The organism is Aquimarina amphilecti, from assembly GCF_900109375.1.
GTDB lineage: Bacteria > Bacteroidota > Bacteroidia > Flavobacteriales > Flavobacteriaceae > Aquimarina > Aquimarina amphilecti.
Window position 1 is genome coordinate 334,703 of the sequence record NZ_FOAB01000001.1, and the last position, 26,202, is coordinate 360,904.

At 31.3% G+C, this 26,202-nt stretch carries 26 protein-coding genes; 16 read left to right on the plus strand and 10 right to left on the minus strand.

The genetic code is table 11. From position 1 onward, the window contains the following. Nucleotide 1: 1 nt before the first annotated feature. Nucleotides 2-1,582, minus strand: coding sequence for a histidine ammonia-lyase (gene hutH, locus BMY33_RS01445; RefSeq protein WP_091404535.1), 1,581 nt, complete (start codon nucleotides 1,580-1,582; stop codon nucleotides 2-4). Between the two features lie 83 nt (nucleotides 1,583-1,665). Between hutH and BMY33_RS01450 the strand changes: the two genes are divergently transcribed. After that, the gene (locus tag BMY33_RS01450) at nucleotides 1,666-2,562 is read left to right on the plus strand and encodes a LysR family transcriptional regulator (RefSeq protein ID WP_091404539.1); all 897 of its coding nucleotides are present in this window, start codon (nucleotides 1,666-1,668) and stop codon (nucleotides 2,560-2,562) included. A gap of 137 nt (nucleotides 2,563-2,699) precedes the next feature. After that, on the plus strand, nucleotides 2,700-3,329 hold the full coding sequence (locus tag BMY33_RS01455; protein ID WP_091404544.1) for a porin family protein: 630 nt from the start codon (nucleotides 2,700-2,702) through the stop codon (nucleotides 3,327-3,329). A 123-nt stretch (nucleotides 3,330-3,452) separates the two neighbouring features. Here the strand turns inward: BMY33_RS01455 and BMY33_RS01460 are convergent, their stop codons facing one another. The 6 genes from BMY33_RS01460 to BMY33_RS01485 form a co-directional block, all read right to left on the minus strand. Then, nucleotides 3,453-3,818 (minus strand): nuclear transport factor 2 family protein, encoded by a 366-nt coding sequence (locus tag BMY33_RS01460; protein ID WP_091404549.1) that lies wholly within the window; start codon nucleotides 3,816-3,818, stop codon nucleotides 3,453-3,455. An 86-nt stretch (nucleotides 3,819-3,904) separates the two neighbouring features. Next, a complete protein-coding gene (locus BMY33_RS01465; protein ID WP_091404555.1) occupies nucleotides 3,905-5,212 on the minus strand; it encodes a cryptochrome/photolyase family protein in 1,308 nt (435 codons plus the stop codon). Nucleotide 5,213: 1 nt separating this feature from the next. Continuing rightward, entirely contained in the window at nucleotides 5,214-5,912 is a 699-nt protein-coding gene (locus BMY33_RS01470) for an SDR family NAD(P)-dependent oxidoreductase (protein ID WP_091404559.1), read from the minus strand. A gap of 40 nt (nucleotides 5,913-5,952) precedes the next feature. Then, a complete protein-coding gene (locus BMY33_RS01475; protein WP_091404562.1) occupies nucleotides 5,953-6,420 on the minus strand; it encodes an SRPBCC family protein in 468 nt (155 codons plus the stop codon). A 70-nt stretch (nucleotides 6,421-6,490) separates the two neighbouring features. After that, complete coding sequence (locus tag BMY33_RS01480; protein WP_091404565.1) at nucleotides 6,491-6,847, minus strand: hypothetical protein; 357 nt, start codon at nucleotides 6,845-6,847, stop codon at nucleotides 6,491-6,493. An 82-nt stretch (nucleotides 6,848-6,929) separates the two neighbouring features. Beyond that, nucleotides 6,930-7,592 (minus strand): MIP/aquaporin family protein, encoded by a 663-nt coding sequence (locus BMY33_RS01485; RefSeq protein WP_342028409.1) that lies wholly within the window; start codon nucleotides 7,590-7,592, stop codon nucleotides 6,930-6,932. Between the two features lie 119 nt (nucleotides 7,593-7,711). Here BMY33_RS01485 and BMY33_RS01490 point away from each other — a divergent pair, with 119 nt between their 5' ends. Continuing rightward, nucleotides 7,712-8,551: a DUF2911 domain-containing protein gene (locus BMY33_RS01490; RefSeq protein WP_091404568.1), complete on the plus strand. Its 840-nt coding sequence runs from the start codon at nucleotides 7,712-7,714 to the stop codon at nucleotides 8,549-8,551. Between the two features lie 155 nt (nucleotides 8,552-8,706). On the opposite strand, the gene BMY33_RS01495 is transcribed toward BMY33_RS01490, so the two are convergent. Continuing rightward, complete coding sequence (locus tag BMY33_RS01495; RefSeq protein WP_091404570.1) at nucleotides 8,707-9,687, minus strand: Gfo/Idh/MocA family protein; 981 nt, start codon at nucleotides 9,685-9,687, stop codon at nucleotides 8,707-8,709. 231 nt (nucleotides 9,688-9,918) lie between these two features. Here BMY33_RS01495 and BMY33_RS01500 point away from each other — a divergent pair, with 231 nt between their 5' ends. From BMY33_RS01500 to BMY33_RS01530, 6 genes are all read left to right on the plus strand, one after another. After that, on the plus strand, nucleotides 9,919-10,251 hold the full coding sequence (locus BMY33_RS01500) for a hypothetical protein (RefSeq protein ID WP_091404572.1): 333 nt from the start codon (nucleotides 9,919-9,921) through the stop codon (nucleotides 10,249-10,251). A 311-nt stretch (nucleotides 10,252-10,562) separates the two neighbouring features. After that, nucleotides 10,563-11,309 carry a 3-oxoacyl-[acyl-carrier-protein] reductase gene (gene fabG / locus BMY33_RS01505; RefSeq protein WP_091404574.1) on the plus strand — a complete coding sequence of 249 codons (747 nt, stop codon included), beginning with the start codon at nucleotides 10,563-10,565 and terminating at the stop codon, nucleotides 11,307-11,309. Between the two features lie 159 nt (nucleotides 11,310-11,468). Beyond that, a complete protein-coding gene (locus BMY33_RS01510; RefSeq protein WP_091404576.1) occupies nucleotides 11,469-13,499 on the plus strand; it encodes a hypothetical protein in 2,031 nt (676 codons plus the stop codon). Nucleotides 13,500-13,523: 24 nt separating this feature from the next. After that, entirely contained in the window at nucleotides 13,524-14,339 is an 816-nt protein-coding gene (locus BMY33_RS01515; protein ID WP_091404577.1) for a prohibitin family protein, read from the plus strand. A 270-nt stretch (nucleotides 14,340-14,609) separates the two neighbouring features. Then, a complete protein-coding gene (locus BMY33_RS01520; protein WP_091404579.1) occupies nucleotides 14,610-16,814 on the plus strand; it encodes an ATP-binding response regulator in 2,205 nt (734 codons plus the stop codon). Nucleotides 16,815-17,064: 250 nt separating this feature from the next. Beyond that, the gene (locus BMY33_RS01530) at nucleotides 17,065-17,682 is read left to right on the plus strand and encodes a hypothetical protein (protein ID WP_091404582.1); all 618 of its coding nucleotides are present in this window, start codon (nucleotides 17,065-17,067) and stop codon (nucleotides 17,680-17,682) included. Nucleotides 17,683-17,744: 62 nt separating this feature from the next. On the opposite strand, the gene BMY33_RS01535 is transcribed toward BMY33_RS01530, so the two are convergent. Together BMY33_RS01535 and BMY33_RS01540 are read right to left on the minus strand one after the other, a co-directional pair. Continuing rightward, nucleotides 17,745-18,260 carry a hypothetical protein gene (locus tag BMY33_RS01535; protein WP_091404584.1) on the minus strand — a complete coding sequence of 172 codons (516 nt, stop codon included), beginning with the start codon at nucleotides 18,258-18,260 and terminating at the stop codon, nucleotides 17,745-17,747. A gap of 15 nt (nucleotides 18,261-18,275) precedes the next feature. Then, a complete protein-coding gene (locus BMY33_RS01540; protein WP_091404587.1) occupies nucleotides 18,276-19,193 on the minus strand; it encodes an OmpA family protein in 918 nt (305 codons plus the stop codon). A 328-nt stretch (nucleotides 19,194-19,521) separates the two neighbouring features. On the opposite strand from BMY33_RS01540, the gene hisG reads away from it, so the two are divergent. From hisG to hisA, 7 genes are read left to right on the plus strand one after another with little or no spacing between them, the layout of a single operon-like run. Continuing rightward, nucleotides 19,522-20,379, plus strand: a complete 858-nt coding sequence (gene hisG / locus BMY33_RS01545) for an ATP phosphoribosyltransferase (RefSeq protein ID WP_091404589.1) — start codon at nucleotides 19,522-19,524, stop codon at nucleotides 20,377-20,379. A 14-nt stretch (nucleotides 20,380-20,393) separates the two neighbouring features. Next, on the plus strand, nucleotides 20,394-21,686 hold the full coding sequence (gene hisD, locus BMY33_RS01550) for a histidinol dehydrogenase (RefSeq protein ID WP_091404591.1): 1,293 nt from the start codon (nucleotides 20,394-20,396) through the stop codon (nucleotides 21,684-21,686). A gap of 41 nt (nucleotides 21,687-21,727) precedes the next feature. Then, on the plus strand, nucleotides 21,728-22,570 hold the full coding sequence (locus tag BMY33_RS01555; protein WP_091404594.1) for a DUF3667 domain-containing protein: 843 nt from the start codon (nucleotides 21,728-21,730) through the stop codon (nucleotides 22,568-22,570). Nucleotides 22,571-22,591: 21 nt separating this feature from the next. After that, entirely contained in the window at nucleotides 22,592-23,641 is a 1,050-nt protein-coding gene (gene hisC / locus BMY33_RS01560; protein WP_091404597.1) for a histidinol-phosphate transaminase, read from the plus strand. 42 nt (nucleotides 23,642-23,683) lie between these two features. Next, a complete protein-coding gene (hisB, locus tag BMY33_RS01565; RefSeq protein ID WP_091404600.1) occupies nucleotides 23,684-24,823 on the plus strand; it encodes a bifunctional histidinol-phosphatase/imidazoleglycerol-phosphate dehydratase HisB in 1,140 nt (379 codons plus the stop codon). Nucleotides 24,824-24,856: 33 nt separating this feature from the next. Further along, nucleotides 24,857-25,450: an imidazole glycerol phosphate synthase subunit HisH gene (hisH, locus tag BMY33_RS01570; protein WP_091404601.1), complete on the plus strand. Its 594-nt coding sequence runs from the start codon at nucleotides 24,857-24,859 to the stop codon at nucleotides 25,448-25,450. Nucleotides 25,451-25,467: 17 nt separating this feature from the next. Continuing rightward, complete coding sequence (gene hisA, locus BMY33_RS01575; protein ID WP_091404603.1) at nucleotides 25,468-26,196, plus strand: 1-(5-phosphoribosyl)-5-[(5-phosphoribosylamino)methylideneamino]imidazole-4-carboxamide isomerase; 729 nt, start codon at nucleotides 25,468-25,470, stop codon at nucleotides 26,194-26,196. Nucleotides 26,197-26,202: the final 6 nt, after the last annotated feature.

Sequence of the window (26,202 nt, forward strand, 5' to 3'; positions counted from 1 at the left end):
ACTAGTATATTTCAAATTGGTTGGAGAATTTAGTCTCTAAAGATACACTCTCCTTGTTGGCAATGCTATTTGCTAATGTAATGATGGTTTTATTTTTAATAATATCAATCCCTTTTTCTATATCATCAGCAAATACGCGATCTTTTTCTGCAAAAGAGACTTTTTTACGTACCATTTTATGAATTTCGTCTAAAATGACACCAGATTTCATTGGTTTTCTAAACTCAAAAGCTTGGGCTGCTGTTAGGAGTTCTATAGCTAAAATTTTTTCTACGTTTTCGATCACTCTTAATGCTTTTCTACCACCAATAGATCCCATACTAACGTGATCTTCTTGTCCAAGTGAGGTAGGTATACTATCCGCGCTAGAAGGAAAGCACAAGCCTTTGTTTTCACTTGCTAATGCTGCAGTAGTGTATTGTAAGATCATGTATCCAGAGTTTATACCGGTATCATTCATTAATAGTTTTGGGACTCCAGGAGAATTTCCTTCTAAGGCTAAGTATATTCTTCGATCCGAAATATTTCCAATTTCTGAAGCTGCAAGACATGCGTAATCTATAGCCATAGCTAAAGGTTGTCCATGAAAACTACCACCACTTATTGTAAGTTCTTCGTCAATAATGATAGGGTTGTCTGTTACAGAGTTTAGTTCGACTTCGACTAATTCCTTAAGATGAAGCCATGAGTTTCTAGAAGCTCCATGTACTTGTGGTATACATCGCAAAGAGTATGGGTCTTGAACTCGATCACAGTCAATATGATCTTCCATTATTTCAGATCCTTTTAGTAAAGATTTTACTCTAGATGCCACGTGAATATTTCCTTTGAAAGGACGTAACTCATGTAATTCGTTGTAAAAAGGTTTTACAGAGCCTTGTAATCCTTCGATCATCATGGCTCCAATAATATCAGCTTGAGAAAGACAACTATGCAGTTTTTCTACAACTTTTACAGCATGTGCTGCTATAAATTGTGTTCCATTTATGAGGGCTAATCCTTCTTTGGGTCCAAGATCTAAAGAGACTAACTTACTTTTTTTAAATAAATCCGAAGTAGTTATTTCGTTTCCTTCATAAACTACTTTTCCTAGTCCGATTAAGGGTAAGAAAAGATGAGATAACGGTGCCAAATCTCCAGAAGCACCAACAGAACCTTGAGAAGGAACAATAGGAATTGCATTATTATCAATATGCCATAGTATACGATCTAATGTGCTCTCAGCGATACCAGAATATCCCTTGGCAAGAGATTGTAATTTTAGAATTAGCATAAGTTTAGCAATTTCTTGGTCAATTGGGTCACCCACACCTACACTATGACTCTGTAATATATTAGATTGAAGTATTTTGGTTTCTTCTTTAGAAATCATAGTAGTACACAGGGGACCGAAACCAGTATTTATTCCATATACCGGATTGCCTTTGTCGACAATGTTTTCTACTACATTACGACTCTTTTTGATTTTTTCTCTAGCGGTTGTAGAAATGATACCTTTGATTTCTCCAGAAGCTATTTTGATAGCTTTACTTACTGTAAGGTAATCTTCTCCGAATTGAAAATTTGATGATATTTTAGACATTATAGTTGTTCGTATTTGTATACACTAAGATAATTAGTATTTTTAATAATTATAAATACTAATTTTGTCAATAATTAATAACTATGAGTTATCAGTTAGAATTGCGTCATTTTACCTATTTTTTGGCCGTAGCAGAAGAATTACACTTTAGGAAGGCTGCAGAAAGACTGTTTATTTCACAACCTGGTTTGAGCAGACAGATCAAACAGATGGAAGGTATTATTGGTGCAGAGCTTTTTATTAGGAACAAAAGAAATGTAAGCCTAACAGCTGCAGGAGAATATCTAAAAAAGGAAGTAGCATATATTTTTAATCATATTGATTTCACGATAAAACAAACGTCTTTAATTGATAAAGGAAGCGAAGGAGAAGTTAGGATTGGTTTTTTAGGTTCTGCAATTCAAACGGTTATACCTGATCTTTTAGTAAAAGCTGATAAAGAATATCCTAAAATTCAATTTAGTTTAGAGGAAATGTCTAATTATGATCAAGTAAAATCAATTGTTAGTGATGAATTGGATATTGGATTTGTTCGATTAGCAAGAGTGCCGGATGGAGTTTGTATAAAAGTTGTTCAAACAGATTCTTTTTCATTGGTGTTGCCAAAAGATCACTTGCTTACTAAAAAGAATTTTAGAAGTGTGGCGCAGGTTTCTTTAGAGCATTTTATTTTGTTTTCTTCAGATTACAGTTCTATATATTATGATAAGATCATGAGTATATGTGAAGATAAAGGGTTTACCCCAATAGTCTCTCATAAATCAGTTCACGCACAAACGATTTTTAAGTTGGTAGAAAGTGGGTTAGGAGTGGCTATTGTTCCCACATCTTTGCAGTATGGGTTTGATCTCAATGTGAAATTTTTAGAAATTCCTAAAATTTCTCAAAAAGCGGCGTTATCTGTTATTTGGAAAGAAGATAATCGAAACCCTGCTTTAGAAAAGGTGAAGAAATTTTTGGATCCTGATAATAGACAATAATGGGTGCCACTTTTAAGGTGTTTTTAACTTGATTTTAATTAAATAAGAATAAAATTCTTCGTTTTTTTTAATTAAAATGATTTGTTTATTTTTGGCGCTTTTATTTTTAAAAATTTCACCCCAAAATAATAGATTTAATGATTAAAAAAATACTATTTCCAGTACTTCTTGTCTTTTTAATATCAGTAAAAACAAATGCTCAACAAGATCGTACTCAGCTAGGTTTAAAAGTAGGTTATAACCTTTCATACATATCAGGAGAAGAAATTGATGATTTTATACCTAGAAATACCATTCATCTAGGGATTGTAGGAGAAATACCAATTACAAGATTTTTGGCTATTCAGCCCGAGTTACTGTACTCGTTTCAAGGCTCCTATGTACAACCTGGATTTACGGATAGTTCGGATTTAAGGTTTACAGAATGGTTATTAAAGCTGGATTATATTGTACTTCCTATTATGGTAAAATATTATTTAACTCCTGGTTTTAGTGCTGAGATTGGACCACAATTGGGAGTGTTAACTTCTGCAAAATTATTAAAAAAGAGTTCTGTAAATGGTATTTCTGAAACTACTCAGGATGATTTGAAGGAGCTGATTGCGCCTGTAAGTTATGGGATTAATATAGGTTTTGGATACCAGTTTGAAGATGGATTATTTTTTCAATCTCGTTTTAATATAAGGATTTCTGACATATTTGATTTTGAAGATGCACTAAGTCAAAGAAATCACGTCTTTCAGATTTCTGCGGGGTATAAGTTTTAGAACTTATTACAGGTTTTACTAAATAAAAATGATCGAAAAATATTATTCATTTTATTTCGGATAAAATATATCTAATGATATAAACCGAATCAGTTAATATTTCTCGATCACTTTTGTGTTTTCTTAGCTTGGCATAGAATAAAAGAATTGCTCTTCTGTTATTTTGCCATTATTAACATTGTAAACCGCTAATTCCTCTATTTGCATACGTCCTTGTCCTTTAAAAGTACAATCCATTTTCATTTTGCAAGAAAAATGATTTTCAGCAACCATTGGTTCAGAAACTTCACCTCCGTGAAATTCTTCTACGGTTGCATACCAATCCTGACTTTTTTTGGTTACGGCGTCTTTCCCAGTTACAACTAAATTAGGGGCTCCAGGCATTTCGCGACTAACAACATTGTCCGCATATAATTCTTTTAAAGCTTGCATGTTTTCACCTTTACGGCAAAGTTCTACTAAACGATTAGCTACTTCTTGTGTATTCATTGGTTTTGAAGTTTATTGGTTTGTAATGGCTTTAAATTACAAAAAACTTTGGTGCATATTTTTAAATAAATGTTATAATTTCTTTTTTAAGCAACAGCTTCTTTATAAGTAGCTAAACATCTTTCTCTTGCCATTTTGTGATCAACAATAGGTTGCGGATAGGTTAATTCATTAATATCTTTAACCCACATATTAATATATTCTAATTTCTTGTCAAATTTGGTGACTTGAGTTGTGGGATTAAAGATTCGAAAGTATGGTGCCGCATCAACACCAGAACCAGCAGCCCATTGCCAATTTCCAACATTAGCAGACATATCATAATCCAAAAGTTTTTCTGCAAAATATGTTTCACCCCATCTCCAGTCAATTAATAAGTGTTTACACAGAAAACTTGCAACTAACATCCTAACGCGGTTGTGCATATAACCAGTTTGATTTAATTCCCGAATTCCTGCGTCTACTAAAGGATATCCTGTTTCACCTTTTTTCCAAGCTTCAAATTCAGCCTCATTATTGCGCCATTCAATACGATCATATTTTGGTCTAAATGCTTTGTCTTTAGTGTGTGGAAAGTGCCATAAGATTTGCATAAAGAATTCTCGCCATATTAACTCCGACCAGAAAACTTCATTTTCTTCAGCAATTGCCTTTTTAATCATTTCGCGAATACTAACGGTCCCAAAACGTAAATGTGGTCCTAATCTAGAAGTTCCATTTTCTATTGCAGGGAAATTTCGAGTATCTTCATAATTATTGATAAGGGTAGGTGAAACTTTAAATTTTGGTACTCTAATTTTAGATTTTATAAAACCGATATCAGAAAGCGATAGGTTGGGTAGATTTATGTCATTAACCAAATTTTTTAGATTCTCTATCGAATTATGTTCTTTTAATTTTGAGGCATCAAATCTTTCTTTCCATTTGTTTTTGTACGGCGTATATACTACATAAGGAGTGTCATCAGATTTTGTGATTTCTTCCTTCTCAAAAACCACTTGATCTTTAAAAGTTTCGAACTTTATAGCATTTTCACTTAACAATTTCCCTATTTTTTCATCTCGGTTTCTGGCATAGGGTTCATAATCATGATTTGTATATACTTTGGCTATTTGATATTCTGTAATTAGATTTTTATATATTTCGGTAGGGTTACCATAAAACATTGCTATTGAGCTATTATAGCTATCCTGTAGTTTTTGAGAAATGTTTTGTAAAGTATCATGTATAAATGATAGTCTGCTATCATCTTTTGGTAACTTTTTTAGGATTTCCTGATCAAAAATAAAAACGAGTAAAACGGGAAGATCATCTTTTAATGCTTGGTTTAGGCCTACATTGTCATTTAGTCTGAGATCTCTTCTAAACCAAAAAATATTTACTTTTTTTGGCATATTAATTTACATTTAAAGTAGACATTCCTCCATCAACACCTAGTACTTGACCTGTTATCCAACTACTATCATCACTCAATAGAAATTTTGCAATATTTGCGATGTCTTCCGCTTCTCCTACACGTTTAAGAGGATGTCGTTGGTCCATTTTTTCTTTCTTTTTTTCATTACCTAATAGTCTTTTGGCTAATGGAGTGTCTGTTAGAGAGGGAGCAATAACATTAACTCTTAGTGTTGGTGCATATTCCGCTGCTAATGCTTTTGCAAAACCTTCGATTGCACCTTTAGCAGCAGCTACACTAGTATGAAATGGCATTCCTACTTTAACCGCTACAGTACTGAATAAAATTATGCTAGCTTGTTTTGACTTTTTTAATTGTGGGAGAATAGCGTGCATTATTTTTATCAAAAACATAAAATTAATTTGCATATCCTCATAAAATGCATCAGGAGTTAGCATTGTAAAAGGTTTTAGATTTATGCTGCCAGGACAATATACAAAACCATCCAACTGATCAGGTAATTTGGAGGTGTCAATTTCATCTGTAGATGCATCATAAGGGATGTGAGTTACTTCTAGATTCCCTAAGTTTTGAGAAGTTCTGGAAGCTATATATACGTTATGATTACTATAAAGTTTTAACGCTAATTCGAATCCTATTCCATGGCTACCACCAATAAGTAAAATGTTTTTTCTCATTATGTAATTTTATAAATTATATAGTTATTTGGTTTGTCTTTTAAGAGTTGTAGGTCCCAAATAGCTCAATTAGTTTCTTTTCTCTGTAATCAAATATTTCCTTTAGCTTCGGTTTTACCATAAATGGATGTACTAATTGCCCTAAAATACCAAAAGGTACTTTATAATCAATAATATCTTCCATTTCTACACCGCCAGGAATTTCTTTGATAAAATGTTTATGATGCCAAAGTGAATATGGACCAAATCGTTGTTCGTCTACAAAGTATTCTTTATCTACTGAATGAGTAATTTCGGTTACCCATTTTGTTTTGATTCCAGCAACAGGAGTTACTATATATTGTATAATTTGACCTGCATACATTTTTTTTTCTGCACCAGATAATATTTTAAACCCCATATAATCCGGTGTTATTGTTTTTAAGTTGCTAGGATTGGATAAGAAATCCCAGGCTTCTTGTAAAGAAATAGGAAGGTTTTGCTTTGCTTTTAATGTATATATTTTCATTGTATACCTCTTTTAAGGATAAAGGTACAATCATTTTTGTTTAAATTTTAAACAAAAAAGTTAAACAAAACTAAAAATAGGATTGTGCCCACGATTTGGCTTCTTCTAGATTTTCAAAAAATGCGAATGATTTATCAAATAACTTTTGTTCAATAATGGCTTTGTCTCGCTCTGTTTTTTTCTTAGATACAATGGCAATAGCTTTCATGTTTGATAATTGGCCTTGTTTATATATATCATCAGACACTTCATGGTTATTTTCTCTGTTGGAAATCAAAAGAAATTTTTGGTCTTTGTAGTATGAACGAAGTTTTTTTCTAATAATATTAGCTTTATCTAAAGTTAAATTAACTCCTTCATTAACGGTTATAATTACGTAATTTTCAAATAATTCAATAGAACAAAAATCTGTGGTGTGTAATTGCATTTAAGATACTAATATCCCATAAATATATGTTAAATAAAGTAAATTTTAAAACAAGGAAAGTTTAAAAATTAATTTGAAGTGCTTAACATTCATTACAACAGTTGTCTGTTTTAGTAATTCTACACGTTAATACTGCCAGTATTGCTCCGATTAATGGAGCAATCATATACAACCATTGATGTTCCCAATGACCTGATAATAGTGCAGGACCTAAAGATCTTGCTGGGTTCATTGATGCATTTGTCATCGGCCCAGCAAACATAGCTTCTAAAAGAACAACTCCTCCAATTGCTATACCCGCCATCATTCCTACTTCTTTAGACCCAGTAGATACATTGATAATAACAAGCATTAAAAAATAGGTAAGAAGTAGTTCAAGAATAAATGCTCTAAGTGGATCAAAAGAAGGAAGTGTACCACCAAGAAATTCACTTTCTGGAAATAGGAATAGTAAAATACTACTGGCTGCGATGGCTCCGATGCATTGAGCTAATATATATTTAGGTACTTCTTTCCATTTGAATTTTTTAGCATATGCAAAGGCAATGGTAACAGCAGGATTAAAGTGAGCTCCGGATATATCTCCAAAAGAATAAATCATTGCCATCACTATCAACCCCCAAGTGATAGCTATACCTACATGTGTTACATCACCACCAGTAACCTCATTTATAGTCATAGCTCCGGTACCACAAAATACCATTGTAAAAGTTCCTATTACTTCGGATATATATTTACGCATCATACAATTAGAAATAAAGACAAATATAGTACTACTTATTTTAAGTTTTTGTTAACTTTTAATGTATGTGTAATTATTAATTTCGTTTCGATTAAACTAATTATAGACTAAATTTAAACACAATGAAAAAGATCATCTTATTTGTATCGGTTGCCTTATTATCTCTAGGTGTTGATGCTCAAGTAACAGTCCCACAACCTAGCCCTCTTTCTAAAATAGAACAAGTAGTTGGGTTAACTGATGTTTCTGTTGAATATTCACGTCCAAGTATGAAAGGACGCACTATTTTTGGAAATTTAGTGCCTTATGATAAATTATGGAGAACAGGAGCGAACAAGAATACTCAAATTACCTTTGGTGATGATGTAAAAGTAGGAGGAAGCGAATTGAAGAAAGGTACATACGCGATTTTTACAAAACCAGGTAAAGAAAGCTGGGAAGTTATGTTTTATAGCGATGCAAGTAACTGGGGAACCCCACGTGAGTGGGACGATAGTAAAGTTGCTGCTAAAATAAATGTAAAGGCAACAAAAATCCCTATGAACGTAGAGACATTTACTATTATGTTTAGTGATTTTACAATGAATAGTGCACTTATTAATATTTTATGGGAAAATACAGAAGCTGCTATAAAATTAGAAGTTCCTTCTAAAAAGAAAGCAATGGAGAGTATAGAACAAGTTATGGCTGGACCATCTCCTAATGATCACTATCAAGCAGCAGTATTTTATAAAGATACTGAGGACTATGCGAAAGCTAAACAGCATATTGAAAAAGCTGTAGCAGGTAGAGCAGATGCATTTTGGTATCATAGACAACATTCTTTAATTCTTGCTAAAAGTGGAGATAAAGCTGGTGCAATAAAAGCAGCAAAAACTTCGTTAGAGTTAGCAGAGAAGGCTAAAAATGCTGACTACGTAAAATTAAACAAAGACTCCCTTGCAGAGTGGGGAGCTAAATAACACTCTTTTTTTTCACACAAATCGAAAAGCGCTCTAATATTTAGAGCGCTTTTTTTGTTAGAATTCTATATTACATCAAACATTGTAATAGAAATATTACTAAGCAAAATTTACGATTTGATTATGTTAATGATTATAGAGTATTTCATAATTTTTTATTCATAATGTAGTCCAATTTTATCTCTAACTGCATCCAGTAACCTTACCAATCTTATGCTTTTATTAAAGGTCATAATCTCACTTTCTATATTCCCTTTTGCAATCATTTCTTGTACATGGATCGCTTCATAATTGTATCCGTTGGTGGTAACGGGAAATTCGTATAATTTAGAAATACCATTTTTTGTAATGGTAATTGTAGATGGTTCGTGAAAACGACTATGTATAACAATTGTTCCTTTTTCTAATTTAATAATGGCTTCTGTATTGGTTTTTTCAGTAACAGAAGAAAATAAGGAGGCTTGTATATTATTTTTGTAAGAGAGCTTCATGGTACAGTTTTCATCGATGCCAGTTTCTCCAAATGTAGCTTTTGCTTCGATGTTTTCTGGATAGCCTAATAAGCTTAATGCTGCAAATAATGGATAGATGCCGACATCTAATAAGCTGCCTCCTCCAAGAGCTTTGTTAAATATTCTGCTTTTTGGATTGTATGTACTTGCAAAACCGAAATCAGCTTGTAGGTTCTTTATTTTGCCAAGTTTATTAGATTCAATAATTTTTAAAACATGTCTGTAATGTGGTAAGAAATAGGTCCATAATGCCTCCATCAAAAATGTATTATTCTTTTTTGCTATAAGAATCATTTCCGTTACCTGTTCTAAATTTAAGGCAAAAGGTTTTTCACATAAAACTGCTTTTTTAGCGTTTAGGCACATTATTGTATTTTCATAGTGGAAGACATGAGGGGTTGCTATATAGATAATATCTATTTCGTTATCAGCAATAAGCTCCATGTAACTACCATAACAATTAGAAACTTTAAATGTTCTTCCAAAGTTTTTAGCTTTTTTAATATCTCTGCTCCCCACAGCTAATAAGTTAGCATTTGGTACTTCTAAAAGGTCCTCTGCAAACTTATGTGCTATTTTACCACATCCAATGATACCCCAATTATACTTTTTATTTATTGCCATTAGTTATTGTATATAAAATTGTATGTTATGATTTTTGAGGGTATTTTCCTCTTTTTTTTAATACAACTGATTATACATATTTAGTTTTAATTAAAATTTAGTAGTGATTTTTTTATAAATCGTTTAATTCTTTAGTATAAATATAAAATATGTAGGTATACAGTCTAAAATTTTTGATGTCTTATTTAATATTGGTAAATTTAAAACACTCACTTTTAAAACCAAACCATTATGAATAACCAAATTACACTCAAAGAATCTCCTAATCGACAGACACATGCGCTTAGATTAAGTCGTATGAAGGATGAACTTACCGTAATGCTCTCTGATTTACATTCTTATCGTTGCGAACCTTGCACGCCAGATATGCATAAACAATTTCTGGAATTGGATTTTAATGGGCGAAAACTTTCGCAAACTATTAATAATGCTTTTGATTTATTGAAAAATTCTGTCCAATTTTCTAAAGAAATAGGAGACGAAGTTTTTGAAGTAATTAAAAAATATCATCAGTTTCAAAAAAAAGTATCTTCCTATAGATCCGAAGCTATTGTGCATCATTAAACTTTATTCAGTAGTAATCAATGAATACCTCGATAATAATATTCGAGGTTTTTTAGTTTAAATTTCTTTTGTTTTAGTATGTTTCTTGTGTTTTCTTGAGAATAACTCTAACATATTCAGTTGACTAAAGAAACGAAAGTGAATTTGACCAAACCTTGCTCAAATTGTTTTATGGCTTATGTGTATAAAACCTATTATAAATCAGGAGTTTTATTATTGTTGAGCTGTTAGTAATTCTTATATTTGAACATATTAAATAATTCATATCATTAATTAATGATATGATATACCAAAAAAATATAATAGAGCGAATGAATCTCTTACAAGGTAAAACCGCCATTATCACTGGTGCTACACGTGGTATTGGAAAAGGAATAGCACAAGTTTTTGCAAAACAAGGTGCAAATGTTGCATTTACATATAGTTCTTCTGTAAACGCTGCAACAGATTTAGAAAAAGAATTAAACAATTTAGGAATCAAAGCAAAAGCGTATCAAAGTAATGCAGCGAGTTTTGAAGAATCTGAAAGTTTGGCAAAAGATGTCTTAGAAACTTTTGGTAGTATAGATATATTAGTTAATAACGCTGGTATTACTAAGGATAATTTACTTATGAGAATGAGTGAAGAAGACTTTGACAAAGTTATCGAAGTCAATCTTAAAAGTGTTTTTAATATGACAAAAGCAGTACAAAGAACAATGCTTAAACAACGTAATGGAAGTATTATTAATATGAGTTCTGTTGTTGGAGTAAAAGGGAATGCTGGTCAAGCTAATTATGCTGCATCTAAAGCCGGTATTATTGGTTTTTCTAAATCAATGGCTTTAGAACTTGGCTCTAGAAATATTAGAAGTAATGTGATTGCTCCTGGTTTTATTGAAACCGAAATGACTGGTAAATTAGATGAGAAAGTAGTTGATGAATGGAGAAAAGCAATTCCTTTAAAAAGAGGAGGAGCTCCAGAAGACATAGCAAATGCTTGTTTGTTTTTAGCTAGTGATTTAAGTGCGTATGTTACGGGTCAGGTTCTTAATGTAGATGGAGGAATGCTTACCTAATGTAAACTTTCCAAACAAGCTTTATGATTTTTGGAGAGTTTTTTAATAAGTTTAAGATCTTTTTAGTTTAATGTGATTATTTTCATTTTTTGGATAAGCTATTATTAGGTTTAAGGTGAGAAGTTTTACATAGTAATTTTAAGGTCGTAATTAACAGGAATGCAGATACAAAATATAGGATTGATTATAGCAGCAGGAGTAATTGCCATAATTATTGCACTATTTCAATATATGTATAAAGCAAAGAATAGAACTAAAAAGAATCTATTCTTTGCTTTTTTACGTTTTTTAAGTGTTTTTGCATTATTACTATTATTAATTAATCCTACGTTTCGTAAGAATACGTACTACGTAGAAAAGCCAACCTTAGTTTTTGCAGTAGATAATTCTTCATCTATAAAACATCTTAAGCAGGATATACAGGTAACACAATTTATCAATAAGATTAAAGAAAGCGCTGAGCTTAAAGAAAGATTTGATATAAAATATTACTCTTTCTCTGATGTACTAAAAGATACGCTAAGCTTAACTTTTGACGAAAAACAAACAAATATTTCTGAAGCATTAGAAAGTTTAGATCAGATTTATAAAAACACCAATGCACCGACAGTATTAATTACCGATGGTAATCAGACATATGGAAGAGATTATCAATTTAGTAGTATTAATTATAAGCAACAGATTTATCCTGTAATTACTGGCGATACCACCGCGGTAACAGATACTAAGATCCAACAACTTAATGTAAATAAGTACGCATATCTAAAAAACAAGTTTCCAGTAGAGGTTATTCTTACTTACTCTGGAGTTGATGATATAAATACTCGTTTTGAAGTAAAATCAGGAAACAATACTGTTTATTCTCAACCAGTTCCTTTCTCAGAAGAAAAGAATTCTACAGTTATCAACTTTACACTCCCTGCGAGTGTAGCTGGCGTGTTAAAATACAGTGCGCGATTAATACCTATAGAAAATGAAAAAAATATAGTTAATAATAGAAAAGACTTTGCGGTAGAAGTGATTGATCAAAAAACAAATGTTTTGTTGATTAGTGATATTACTCATCCTGATTTAGGAGCTATTAAGAAAAGTATTGAGAGCAACGAAAGAAGAAGTCTAACAATTATAAAACCATCAGATGTAAAAGATATTGAAGAGTATCAACTTGTTGTTTTGTATCAGCCAAATGCAAGATACAGAGGTGTGTATGAAAAGATAAAAGCTTCTAGGAAGAATTATTTCACTATAACTGGTTCTAAAACGGATTGGGTTTTTCTTAATAGAGAACAAGATATTTATCGACAAGAAATTACTAGGCAGACAGAATATTATCTACCAAGATTCAATCCTAACTATGGGACATTCTTATTGGATGATATTGGTTTTAATGGTTATCCTCCATTAATAGGAACTTTTGGAGAGATTAATATGAAATCATCTTATGATGCGCTATTACAAAGAAATATTGGAAATATAAAAACGGAAGAACCTTTGTTGGCAACTATTGAGGATAATGGTGTTAGAGAAGCGGTTTTATTTGGTGAAGGTATTTGGAGATGGCGAGCACAATCATATTTAGATAACAAAAGTTTTGAAAGTTTTGATGATTTCTTTGGGAGATTAGTTCAATACCTTGCATCTAATAAACAAAAAAGTAGACTGAATACTATTTCGGAATCATTTTATTATGGTAACTCTAGTATAAAGATAAAAGCAGAATATTTTACTAAAAATTATGAATTCGACCGTAGAGGTAATCTGAATATAGTAGTAAGAAATAAAGATACAGAAGCTTCACAAACGATACCGATGTTATTAAAGAATAGTTCTTATGAAGCAGATTTGAGTAGCTTTTCTTCTGGGAATTATGACTATACAGTAGTGGTTGTGGGTGAAAATATTTCGCGTTCAGGAAGTTTTAGTATTTTGGATTACGATGTAGAACAGCAATTACTAAATGCAGATGTAACAAAACTTAGACAAGTAGCTACTAATACAAAAGGAAGTGCTTATTTTATGAATCAAGAAGAGCGCTTAATACTTGATCTCATTAAAGATCAGAGATATCAGGCAATCCAAAAGAGCAAGGAAAATATTGTATCTTTAATAGATTGGAAATATCTTTTAGTTATTATTATTATACTATTAAGTATTGAGTGGTTTATGAGGAAATATAATGGGCTTATTTAAAAATTTAAAAACTATACACATATCATGGAAAAATTACCTAAAATAGGGTTACCTATTCTTATAATTGTTGTACTAACAATTGTCTTTATTTCGAAATCAACTGAAACAATAGGCTCCGGAGAAGCAGGAGTATTATATAAAACTTTTGGAGGTGGTGTAGTAACCGATCAGCCGCCATTGGGAGAAGGTTTTCATTTAGTAGCTCCTTGGAACAAAGTAATTGTATATGAAGTAAGACAACAAGAAGTTTTCGAAAAAATGCAAGTACTATCTTCTAATGGATTAGAAATAAAATTAGATGCTTCGGCTTGGTTCCAACCTGATTATGCTAAATTAGGTTTATTACACCAGCAAAAAGGAGAGCAGTATGTACAAAGAGTTTTGTTACCAACAATACGTTCTGCAGCACGTAGTGTAGTTGGTAGATATACACCAGAACAATTATATTCTAGTAAGAGGGATGCTATTCAGAAAGAAATTTTTGAAGAAACAAAGAAAATAGTTGGGAACCAGTTTATCCAGTTAAATGAGGTTTTAGTGCGTGATGTAACATTACCACCAACTATTAAAGAAGCTATCGAAAGAAAACTGAAGCAAGAACAAGAAGCTTTAGAATATGAGTTTAGATTAGAAAAAGCAAAGAAGGAAGCAGAGAGACAAAAAATTGATGCAGAAGGTAAAGCGATTGCGAATCAGATTCTTAGTGCTTCTTTAACGGATAAAATCCTTAAAGAAAAAGGAATTGAAGCTACTCTAGAGTTAGCAAAATCTTCAAACTCTAAAGTTGTTATTGTAGGTTCTGGAAAAGACGGAATGCCTTTAATTTTAGGAAATCAATAAAAGCTGTTTATTATAAATTATTAAAGCCATCATATTGTAGAAAATATGATGGCTTTTTTATGCTCGTTTGTTATTTTTTTTAAGAAAATATAATACGCTTATTATGGGAATAATACTCCTAATTAGTTTTTTTACAGTGATTTGTATTTTAAAAATATTTAGTTTATCGGTACAAAATTTAAAAAATAATGTATTTTTATCTGCATAAGGGGTCTTTAATCTTTTCTTTATAATAACGTAAGTAAGAATATTTTTACATACCTGCTTTGTATGATTGAACACAATAATACATTATCCAAAATTCAATATTTGCTTGAGAAATCCTACAAGTTTAGGGTTAATAATCTACAAGAAAGTATGAAGTTGGCTAATGAGGCATTGTTATTAAGTCAGGAAATGAATCACACAGAATATGTAGGTAAAAGTTTAAATATGTTATCTCTATTTAACATGATTTGTGGTAAAGGTAATGTTGCTTTGACTTATGCAGAAAAAGCTATAGTGTGTTTTGAACTACTAGAGGATGATAGAGGTGTAGCTGATGCTAAATATAGTATAGCAGGGATTTATTATAAAACTAATGACTATCATCTTGGAATGATTTATCTTATAGATGCATTGGTCATTTATCAAAAATACAATGATTGGCATAATGTATCCCGAACTCAAAAATCATTAGGTACAATTTATGAAATTTTAGGCGATGAAAATAATGCAATTGAAACTTATAAAATAGCAATAAAAGCAGCGCAAAAAAGTAAAAACAAAAACTTAGAATCCAATGTGTATAATCCCATGTCTGGAATTCTATTAAAAAAGAATAAGCCGCTTAAAGCTTTGAAGATGATAAATAAGTCTATAAGCTTAAAAGAAGAAACAGGAGATGATAGAGGGTTAGCCTTTGCCATATATGGTCGAGGTAAAGTGTTCTATTATAATAAAGAGTATACAAAAGCAAGTAAGGACTTTTTTAAAGCTTTAGAAATACATAAGAAGTACAATGAGGTTTTTGGAATAGGAATGGCAAAGCAAAAAATTGCTCAATTATATTTAGATACCGGTTATATACAAAAAGCTAAAGCCTTATTAAAGGATGTAATAGCTCTTGGAGAAAAATATAATCTTTCAAGAACTAAATTTAAGGCTTGTCATCTTTTGTATAAGTTGTACAAGGATGAAAATAAACATAAAAAGTCCTTAAAATATTTAGAAAGCTATTTAAAAGAAAAGGATAAGTCGATTAATTCTCAGACGCTTAAAGTGATTGAAAATTATGAACGTATTTCTAAAATTAAGTATGAACAGCAAGAAGAAGGTTTAAAACGGGAGAAAGAAGCAATTATTCTAAAAAAGAAGCAGACTGAGGAAACTGCAAAAATGCGACAAGAGTTTCTTTCGGCTATGAGCCACGAGATAAGAACACCTCTAAATGCAGTTACGAGTATTATTTCAATGTTAAAAGAACGAGCGGATGAAGATGATCAAAAATTACTTATTTCACTACAGTTTTCTTCTAAGAATTTGATGCGCATAATTAATGACATTTTAGATTTTTCAAAGTTAGATTCTGATAAGATGAAGTTAGAAATGTATGCAGTTAATTTTGTAGAACTTATAAATAATATAAGGGATACTTATTTAGGGATGGCTCTAGAGAAAGGGATAGAACTGAATGTGCATATAGATAATAAGCTAAATAAATTCTATCAATTGGATGACACGAAGTTATTTCAAATTTTAGGTAATCTCGTCAGTAATGCTATAAAATACACCAATGATGGTGCGGTAGATATTGATATTAAGTTGATTTCCTCTAAAAATGATACAGATAAAGTTTCTTTTAGAGTAAAAGATACAGGAGTAGGAATAGCCAAAAAAGAACAATCAAGATTATTTGATAGTTTCTACATACCTTCTACAATTACTACTAGAAATAATGGTGGTACCGGATTAGGTCTAGCAATTGTAAAAAAAATAGTAGAGTTATATGGGAGTAGTGTTACACTAAAAAGTGAAAAAGGGAAAGGCTCAATTTTTAGGTTTGATTTAGTTATAGAAAAAGCAGCAGAAGTAATTAAGGTTGATCAAAAGCGCACAGATCAGTTAAATGATAAAACAGCAATTCTAGCAGAAGATAACGAGGTTAACGCTTTGGTGATGGGTCAATTGCTTAAGAAGTGGGGAGTGAAAATTGAACGTGTTAAAAATGGATACGATGCGGTTCAAGTTGCTAAAAAAATTAAAGTGGACTTTATTTTAATGGATATTCATATGCCAGAAATGAATGGTTTTGATGCAGCAAAGTTGATAAAAGATTCACAAAGCAAAAATCGAAGTACACCAATATATGCGCTCACAGCTGATGTAACGGCTGTCAATAATCAGGATTATCTAAGTTATTTTGATGGTTTTTTATGGAAACCCTTACAGATAGATAGACTTTTTGATACGTTAGCAAATAAAGAAAATATTTAGTCCTTCTAATTTTTTATCCTTGTAACAATTCTTCCACTAATACTACTAATAAATAAATGTATGTTATGAATTATTTATTTGTTACAATATTAAGTTTTGCTGGTTTTTTGTCTATTCAAGATGAGAAGGATAAAAAAAGGAAAACTCTCTTTATAGGGATCTATTTTTCTTTAATAGTAATTGTTTTGATTTTTTCTCTTGGTGAATTTTTTGGTAAAATGTTATATCAAATTCAAAATTCATAAATAAAATGAGAAAGATAATACCCTATAAGAGTAAGGTAGATGCGATGAAATCACTGGATAATGGAGGTAGGTTTTATAATATTCTAACAAAAGCCGAAGATGGAGTTATTTCTCAATCAGAATTGGGAAAAGTATCGGGTCTTTTTAGAGATAAACAAAAAATGATCCTTTTTTTAGATTTAGCAACTTCAAAATTAGATGCTAATGAAACAAAAGAAATCTTTTCTTCCTTATCAAATGAAATGCAATCAGTTTATGATCGGTATTCTTCAAAGGAGTTATTGATTCATGAAGTAAAAGAAAAGGGTGAGTTATCTAAAAGCCTTGTTATAACAGGTGTTCCGAAAAAAATAGCTTCTAAATCTGATTTTAATGGTTTTATTATGATACCAATAGTTGCTGGTAAAGTGACTACTTTTACTATGATTCCAATAGTTGACACATATGATGTATATGAAATAGTTGCTGATAAAGATACCTTTATAATAGCGCATGCTAAGGGTTCTCAAAAACTTCCTGAGCAAAGAATAAAGGTTGCTGGAGTTTTAAAAGAGCTAAAATCTAAGAAAGATGAGACAACTTCCGAAAAATATTTAGAAGTTGTTTATTATCTGGATCTCTGAATTAATAAAGCCCTTATAATATTAGTTATAAAGGCTTTATTTTTTTAAAAATAACTTCTGTATTACTGATTTTTTAGCTTTTCTGCTTGGGTTGTCCAATTATCACGTTCGATACGACCAGGAAAGAATTGTATTAATTCTGTAACAGTTTCTATATCTTCTTTAGTGAATTTACTTATTTGATCAAAAGTATATATTCCAATACTATTTAACTTTTTTTCAATAAATGGGCCAACACCGCTAATCAATTTTAAGTCATCTTTTTGTGATTCACTTGCTGTTCCAAAACTTTCAAAATTTAGTTGAGGCTTTTCATCATTACCTACATCTTTTTTGATTTCTGCTACTTCAATTGATTTTGGAGTTTCAACAGGAATAGGGTTAGAGAATGTGGTATTTGCTTTTTTATAATTATCACTAGCTTTTCGTAGTTTTTCTTTCTCTCTATAACATTGATCTAATTTGTCTTGATATTTATTTTTGAGAGACCATCTTGATAAAAGCCATCCTAATAAGAATGCAATTAATAATAATAAGAGAAGGCACCACCAGTTTGCTTCGTTTAAAAAATCTAACATTTTTGTAGTTGGTATTTAGTTTACAATTATTTCTATTCGTCTATTTTTTGCTCTATTTTCCTCTGTGTCATTCGGAGCAATTGGACTTAATTCTCCTTTAGACTTAGCGGTAAATTTTTCTGAAGGAATACCTTGAGAAGCCAGGTAATTTCTAACATTTTGGGCTCGCTTAAGTCCAAAGAATTGATTTGATTTGGTATCACCCACGTTGTCAGTGTGACCAGTAATCAGTACTTTCTTGTCAGGATATTTATCGAGATATGTTTTAAGTTCTAATGCGTAATTAGCTAAAGTAGCATCTGCTTTAAACTCTTTAGACCCAAAACTGGAGTATAAAGTTTTATTGGCAATACCTTTTTCTATTTCTTTTAATCTAGATTCATCTATTTTATGAAAATTTAAAAGAATACCACCATTGTATTTACCATCTGCATCATAATCATAGTCATATAGTTTTGCTTGAGTAACTATACGATCTCCGTTTACTCCACCAGTCTTAACTAAAATATCTTTTATATAATTAGCTCTCGATATACCAGTTAAAGTGTCTGCTTCTCTTTCGGTTGAAGTTTCATACCCGTAGATTATTAAATCTTGATCTTGATGTTGCCCAAGGTAATTTGCAATTTTATTTTCAAAACCTTTAATACCTTCAGGTATATAAACATCAAAATTAGAATTGTTGATTTGGATATTTTCAGGGTACCTAAAAACATCAATATCTTCGATGTCAATGGCGTAAAGACCGTTTGCTAAAGCTAAGCTATCTTCGTAAGCTTTTTTTGCCTTTGCCTCGATTTCAGGATCTATTTGTTCTTTTACAATATTAGAGCCATCTTGTTTACTCCCGAGGCACCAATTACAGGAATAGTACCACCACATTCCCAGACAGGCGAATAGGATAAAAATAAAGAATGAAATTAAATTTCTCATATGTTGATGATTAGTGTTATCTTCTTAAAGTTATAAAATGTTTTCATTAAATTATTATTGTTGAGTGATTTATGTGTCAAAAAAAGATGAATAGCAAAATTTTAGGCTGAAATGCATTTAAGAAAAAAATATTTTTTATAAATTCGCTGCGTAGAAAAAAATAATGAAAAATATTCTTTTACATCATCATCATTCTTATATCTCCGCCCAGGCGTGGTAAGTTGATATGTGTATAAGTTAATCATATTTAATAACCCGTTTGAGCATATTCAAACGGGTTTTTTTATTTAAAACTTGTTTTGAACTGACCAAACACAACAATAAAAAAATGTCAAAAATTAAAATTGCTATTCAAAAAAGCGGAAGACTTAATCAAGATTCTGTTCAGATTTTAAAAGATTGTGGTATTTCTATAGATAATGGAAAAGACCAATTAAAAGCAGCCACTAGAAATTTCCCAATGGAAGTTATGTTCCTTAGAAATGGAGATATTCCTCAATACCTAAGAGATGGAGTTGTTGATATTGCTATTATAGGTGAAAATGTTCTTGTAGAAAAAGGACAAGATATTGCAATAGCAGAAAGGTTGAATTTTTCAAAATGCAAAGTATCTCTTGCCGTTCCTAAAGATGTAGTATACAATTCTATAAAAGATCTAGATGGGAAAAGAATAGCAACATCATATCCAAATACAGTAAAAGAATATTTAAAGGAAAAAGGTATATCTGCAGATTTACACCAGATTTCTGGATCTGTAGAGATAGCGCCTAACATTGGATTAGCAGATGCTATTTGTGATATTGTATCAAGCGGAAGTACATTGTTTAAAAATAATTTAAAAGAGGTAGAAGTAATGTTAACTTCTGAGGCTGTTTTAGCGGTTTCTCCAAGTATTAGTGATGAAAACAGGAGTATATTACAAAAATTACAATTTAGAATACAGGCAGTATTAAAGGCTAGAGCTTCTAAGTATGTGTTACTGAATGCTCCTAATGATAAAATAGATCGTATCGTTGATATTCTTCCTGGAATGCGAAGTCCAACAGTATTACCTCTTGCAGAAAAAGGTTGGAGTTCAATACATACTGTGGTCGAAAAAAATAAATTTTGGGATATTTTAGATGAGCTCAAAGCAGAAGGTGCTGAGGGAATATTAGTATGTCCTATTGAGAAAATGGTATTATAGTTAATTTAGAGAAAATGCAGAAGATATATAATCCAGAGAAAAATACTTGGGCGGACATATTAGAACGACCAACACAGACCGTTGCAGATATAGAAAATGTGGTTTTAGATGTTTTTAATGATGTAAAAACTAATGGTGATGATGCAATAAAACAATATACAGAGAAATTCGATAAAGTATCTCTAGATTCGATATTGGTGTCTGAGGAGGAACTTGAAAATGCCAAACAATTGGTTAGTCAAGAACTCAAAGATGCAATTGTTTTAGCTAAATCTAATATTGAAGCTTTTCATGCTGTTCAGAAAACAGATAAGGTTTCATTAGAAACAACGAAAGGCGTAAACTGTTGGCAAGAGAAAAGACCTATTCAAAAAGTAGGATTGTATATACCAGGAGGAACAGCTCCACTGTTTTCTACAATTCTTATGCTAGCAGTTCCAGCTAATATTGCTGGGTGTAATGAGATCGTTTTATGTTCTCCACCAAATAAAGAAGGAAAAATAAATCCAGCAATTTTATTTACAGCAAACCTTTGTGGTGTAACAAAAATATTTAAAGTAGGAGGGATTCAAGCAATTGCAGGAATGACGTTTGGTACTAATACGATTCCGCAAGTTTATAAAATTTTTGGACCAGGAAATCAGTTCGTGACTGTTGCTAAACAACTAGCTACAAAATTTGGCGTAGCGATTGATATGCCTGCTGGACCAAGTGAACTACTAGTAGTAGCTGATGACACGGCAAATCCATCCTTTGTTGCTTCGGATTTATTAAGTCAGGCAGAACATGGAAAAGATAGCCAGGTGATTCTAGTATCTACTTCTAAAAAACTTATAGAGCAAGTAGAGATAGAGGTTGAAAATCAATGTAATTTATTACCAAGAAAAGAAATTGCTGAAGCTGCAATAGCGAATTCTAAACTTATTTACATAGAAAGTGACCAAGAAGCTCTAGAACTGATTAATGAATATGGTCCTGAGCATTTTATAGTATGTGTAGAAGATGAAGATTTTTATATTGATAATATTATGAATGCCGGTTCTGTGTTTATAGGTAATTACACGCCTGAGAGTGCGGGAGATTATGCTTCGGGAACGAATCATACATTACCAACCAATGGATATGCAAAACAGTATAGTGGAGTAAATCTAGATAGTTTCATGAAATCAATGACATTTCAGAAACTATCCGCTGAAGGTATCAAAAATATTGGAAATGCCATAGAGATTATGGCAGATGCCGAAGGTTTACAAGCGCATAAGAACGCAGTTACTTTGCGTTTAAAGAGTTTAAGTGATATTACCTAAAATGTTTTTGAATATAGAATGTAAAGTAAAAAAAGAGATCAATGAATTGTAGAAATTGTGGAAATATCTTATCTGATGATGCTGATTACTGTCAATCTTGTGGTGCGAAAGTAATAAGAGAGCGGATTACATTAAAAGGATTAAAAAGTGATTTTTTTAGTAATGTTCTGGGGTTAGATAATCTTTTTATTAGAACATTAATTCATTTTGTGACTTCCCCAGATAAAGTTATTTCAGAATATATTTCGGGAACAAGAAAACGACATATAAACCCATTTGCGTTTCTGGTAATCGGAACTGCTGTTGCTACATTTGTTTTTAACTTTTTTTCTGATGATTATAGTGAATTAATGCTTGCTACTCAAACGGAATCTTTTTATGAATCATTGTTTTCTATGTCAAACCCCGATATAGAAAAAAACACTGTAGAATATCAAGAAAAATACTTGGAATACAAAAAAGAACAGGCTGAAGTTAATAAAATTACCCAAAGTTTTATGCTTAAATATTTTAACCTGATTGCTTTCGTATTGATTCCTTTTTATACGTTTTTGGCATTAATGGTGTTTGGTAAAAAGAAGTTCAATTATGGAGAGCATTTGGTTATAAACTCGTATTTATTAGGATTTGGATTATTTTCCGGAACGCTGTTCTTTTTACTAGGGTTATTATTTAATCCATCAATCTATTTTGTAAGCACTTTGGTAATTATATTTTACTATTTGTTTACTTATAAGAAATTATGCAGCTATAGTACTGGGCAAACGATTCTTAAGCTGTTAAGATTTGTAGTGGTATTGATACTTTCAGTAATAGTTTTCTTTGTACTAGCTATTATGTTAGTTGTTATAATAGCATTTGCGAAAGCAATGATTTTCGGATAATTTATAGAATATTAAGAAGTAATGAAACAATTAAATTTCAACATAAATAATATAACTCGTGAAAACGTTAAAGGACTAAAACCTTATTCATCTGCAAGAGATGAGTATGTTTCTGATGGTTCTGAAATGATCTTCTTGGATGCCAATGAAAATCCATATGAAAATGGAGTGAATAGATATCCGGATCCACAACAACGAAGTCTCAAAGAAGTGCTAGCAACACAAAAAGGAATTAATACAAATGATATATTACTAGGAAACGGAAGTGATGAAGTACTAGATCTTTTATTTAGGGCTTTCTGCGAACCTAAAATTGATAATGTTATTACGTTACCGCCTACCTACGGAATGTATAATGTTTTAGCTAATATTAATGATATAGAGGATAGAAAAGTATTACTTTCAGATGATTTTGAACCAGATGTGACTAAGATATTGGATGCAATAGATGAGCAAACTAAGATAGTTTTCTTATGTTCTCCCAATAATCCAACCGGTAATTCTTTTTCTGAAGATAGTATTATTCGAATTTTAGAAAACTTCGAAGGTTTAGTTGTTATAGATGAAGCTTATATTGATTTTTCTTCTAAAGAAAGTTGGATAGGTAAAATTAGCGAATACCCAAACCTAGTAATAACACAGACTTTGTCTAAAGCATATGGAATGGCAGGAATTAGACTTGGATTGTGTTATGCATCAAAAGATATTATTGGTGTGCTTAATAAAATAAAACCTCCTTATAATGTTAACGAGTTAACTCAGCAAAGAGCTTTGGATAGAGTTAAAGAAGTTAATAAGATTAAAGAAGAAATAGCTAATATTTTAAAGGAGAGAGATTTTATGATAGATTCCTTAGAAGATATTCAGTTTGTAAAAGAAATTTATAAAACCGATGCTAATTTTGTATTGGTTAAAGTTGATGATGCTAATATGAGATATGATCAATTGTTAAAGCAAGGAATTGTTATTCGCAATCGTACAACACAACCGTTATGTGAAAACACACTTAGATTAACGGTAGGAACTAATAAAGAAAACAAAAAGTTAATAAAGGCTTTAAAAAGTATATAAATTCTGTTCTTATGAATATGAATTACAAAAAAATAAATTAAAATGAAGAAAGTATTATTTATAGATAGAGATGGTACATTGGTATTAGAGCCTCCTGTAGATTATCAATTAGATAGTTTAGAAAAATTAGAGTTTTACCCTAAGGTATTTCAGTACATGGCTAAGATTGCGAATGAATTGGATTATGAATTGGTAATGGTAACTAATCAGGATGGATTAGGTACAGATTCCTTTCCAGAAGATACGTTTTGGCCAGCTCATAATAAAGTAATAACGGCGTTCGAAAAAGAAGGAGTAGTCTTTAATGAAGTTTGTATAGATAAAACATTTCCTCATGAAAATGCAGATACTCGAAAACCTAGAACAGGTTTATTAACTGAGTATTTTGATAAAGAAAAGTACGATTTACAAAATTCTTTTGTTTTAGGTGATCGAATTACAGATATGGAACTGGCGAAAAACCTTGGATCTAAAGGGATTTTTCTATCTGAAGATCCAGAACTTGGGGCAGACGAAATTGAAGCTGATTCAAAAGCCATTAGAGAAAGTATCGCTTTGACATCGACAGACTGGAAGGAAATTTATGAATTCTTAAAACTTGAAGATCGAGTTGCTGAAATTACCAGAAATACAAATGAAACCAAGATCTATATTAAACTTAATTTAGATGGTTCTGGTCAAAATGAGATTTCTACAGGGCTTCACTTTTTTGATCATATGTTAGATCAAATTGGACGTCATGGTGCGATGGATTTAACAGTGCGGGTAGATGGAGATTTACATGTAGATGAACATCATACTATAGAAGATACTATGATTGCTTTAGGAGAATTGTTCTATAAGACGTTGGGGAGCAAGTTGGGCATCGAACGATATGGGTTTTGTTTGCCTATGGATGATTGCCTAGCACAGGCAGCCGTTGATTTTGGAGGTCGACCTTGGTTAGTATGGGATGCTGATTTTAAAAGAGAAAAAATTGGTGATATGCCAACAGAAATGTTTTTTCATCTTTTTAAATCTTTTACTGATGGGGCTAAGTGTAATCTAAACATTAAAGCAGAAGGAGAAAATGAGCATCATAAAATAGAAGGCATATTTAAAGCATTTGCTAAAGCAATGAAAATGGCTGTAAAAAGAGATACAGATAATATGTACTTGCCTAGTACAAAAGGAATGTTGTAAAAAGTGGATAGTACAGAATATTAATCTAGAATGATGAAAATAGTAATTATAAATTATGGAGCAGGAAATATCCAATCAATCAAGTTTGCGATTCAGCGATTGGGATATGAAGCTATCTTAAGTGATGATCCCGAAGAAATAAAATCAGCGGATAAGGTTATTTTCCCTGGAGTGGGTGAGGCAAGTAGTGCGATGCGTAAATTAAGAGATTCTGGTCTAGATACCTTAGTACCAAAATTAAAGCAACCTGTTCTAGGAATTTGTTTAGGAATGCAATTAATGTGTAATTACACAGAAGAAGGCGATACTACTGGACTAGGCATTTTTCATACAGATGTCGTAAAGTTCAATCATGGCGTAAAAGTACCTCAAATAGGTTGGAATCAAATAGAATCATTAAACTCTGTTTTATTTAAAGGAGTAGAAGAGAAGGAATATATTTATTTGGTTCATAGCTATTATGCACCAATAATGGAAGAAACCATTGCACAATCTACTTACGGAGTAACTTATAGTACAGCTTTACAGAAAGATAATTTCTACGGAACTCAATTTCATCCAGAAAAGAGTAGTGATGCGGGAGAGAAGATTTTAAAAAACTTTTTAGAGTTAAAAATTAATAACTAATAATTATAAAATAAAGCATGAGGATCATACCTGCAATAGATATCATTGACGGAAAGTGTGTTCGCCTTTCTAAAGGAGATTATGATACTAAAAAAATATATAATGAAAATCCATTAGAAGTAGCAAAAGAATTTGAGGCTCATGGAATTCAATATTTACATTTAGTTGATCTAGATGGTGCAAAATCTAAGCATATCGTAAATCATAAGGTGTTAGACCAAATAGCTTCTAAAACGGGTTTAAAAATTGATTTTGGAGGAGGTTTAAAAACAGATGAAGATTTAAAAATAGCTTTTGATAGTGGTGCAAATCAAATTACTGGTGGTAGTATTGCAGTAAAGAATCCTGATATTTTTAAATCTTGGTTACAAAAATTCGGGAATGGTAAAATTATTTTAGGAGCAGATGCGCAGAATGAAAAAATTGCAGTAAGCGGTTGGTTAGAAGAAAGTGATAAAGAATTAATACCATTCGTTAACGAGTATCAGAAAGAAGGAGTTTCCTATGTTATTTGTACAGATATCAGTAAAGATGGAATGTTAGAAGGACCTTCTTTTGATTTGTATAAAAAAATGTTGAAAGAAATAGAAGATATAAAGCTAATTGCATCTGGAGGAATTTCAACTTTTAACGAATTACCGAAATTGGCTGAAATTGGCTGTGAAGGAACAATCATTGGAAAAGCAATTTATGAGAATCGGATAAGTTTAAAACAATTAGAGAATTATATTCTTCAAAACAGTTAGTAAGCA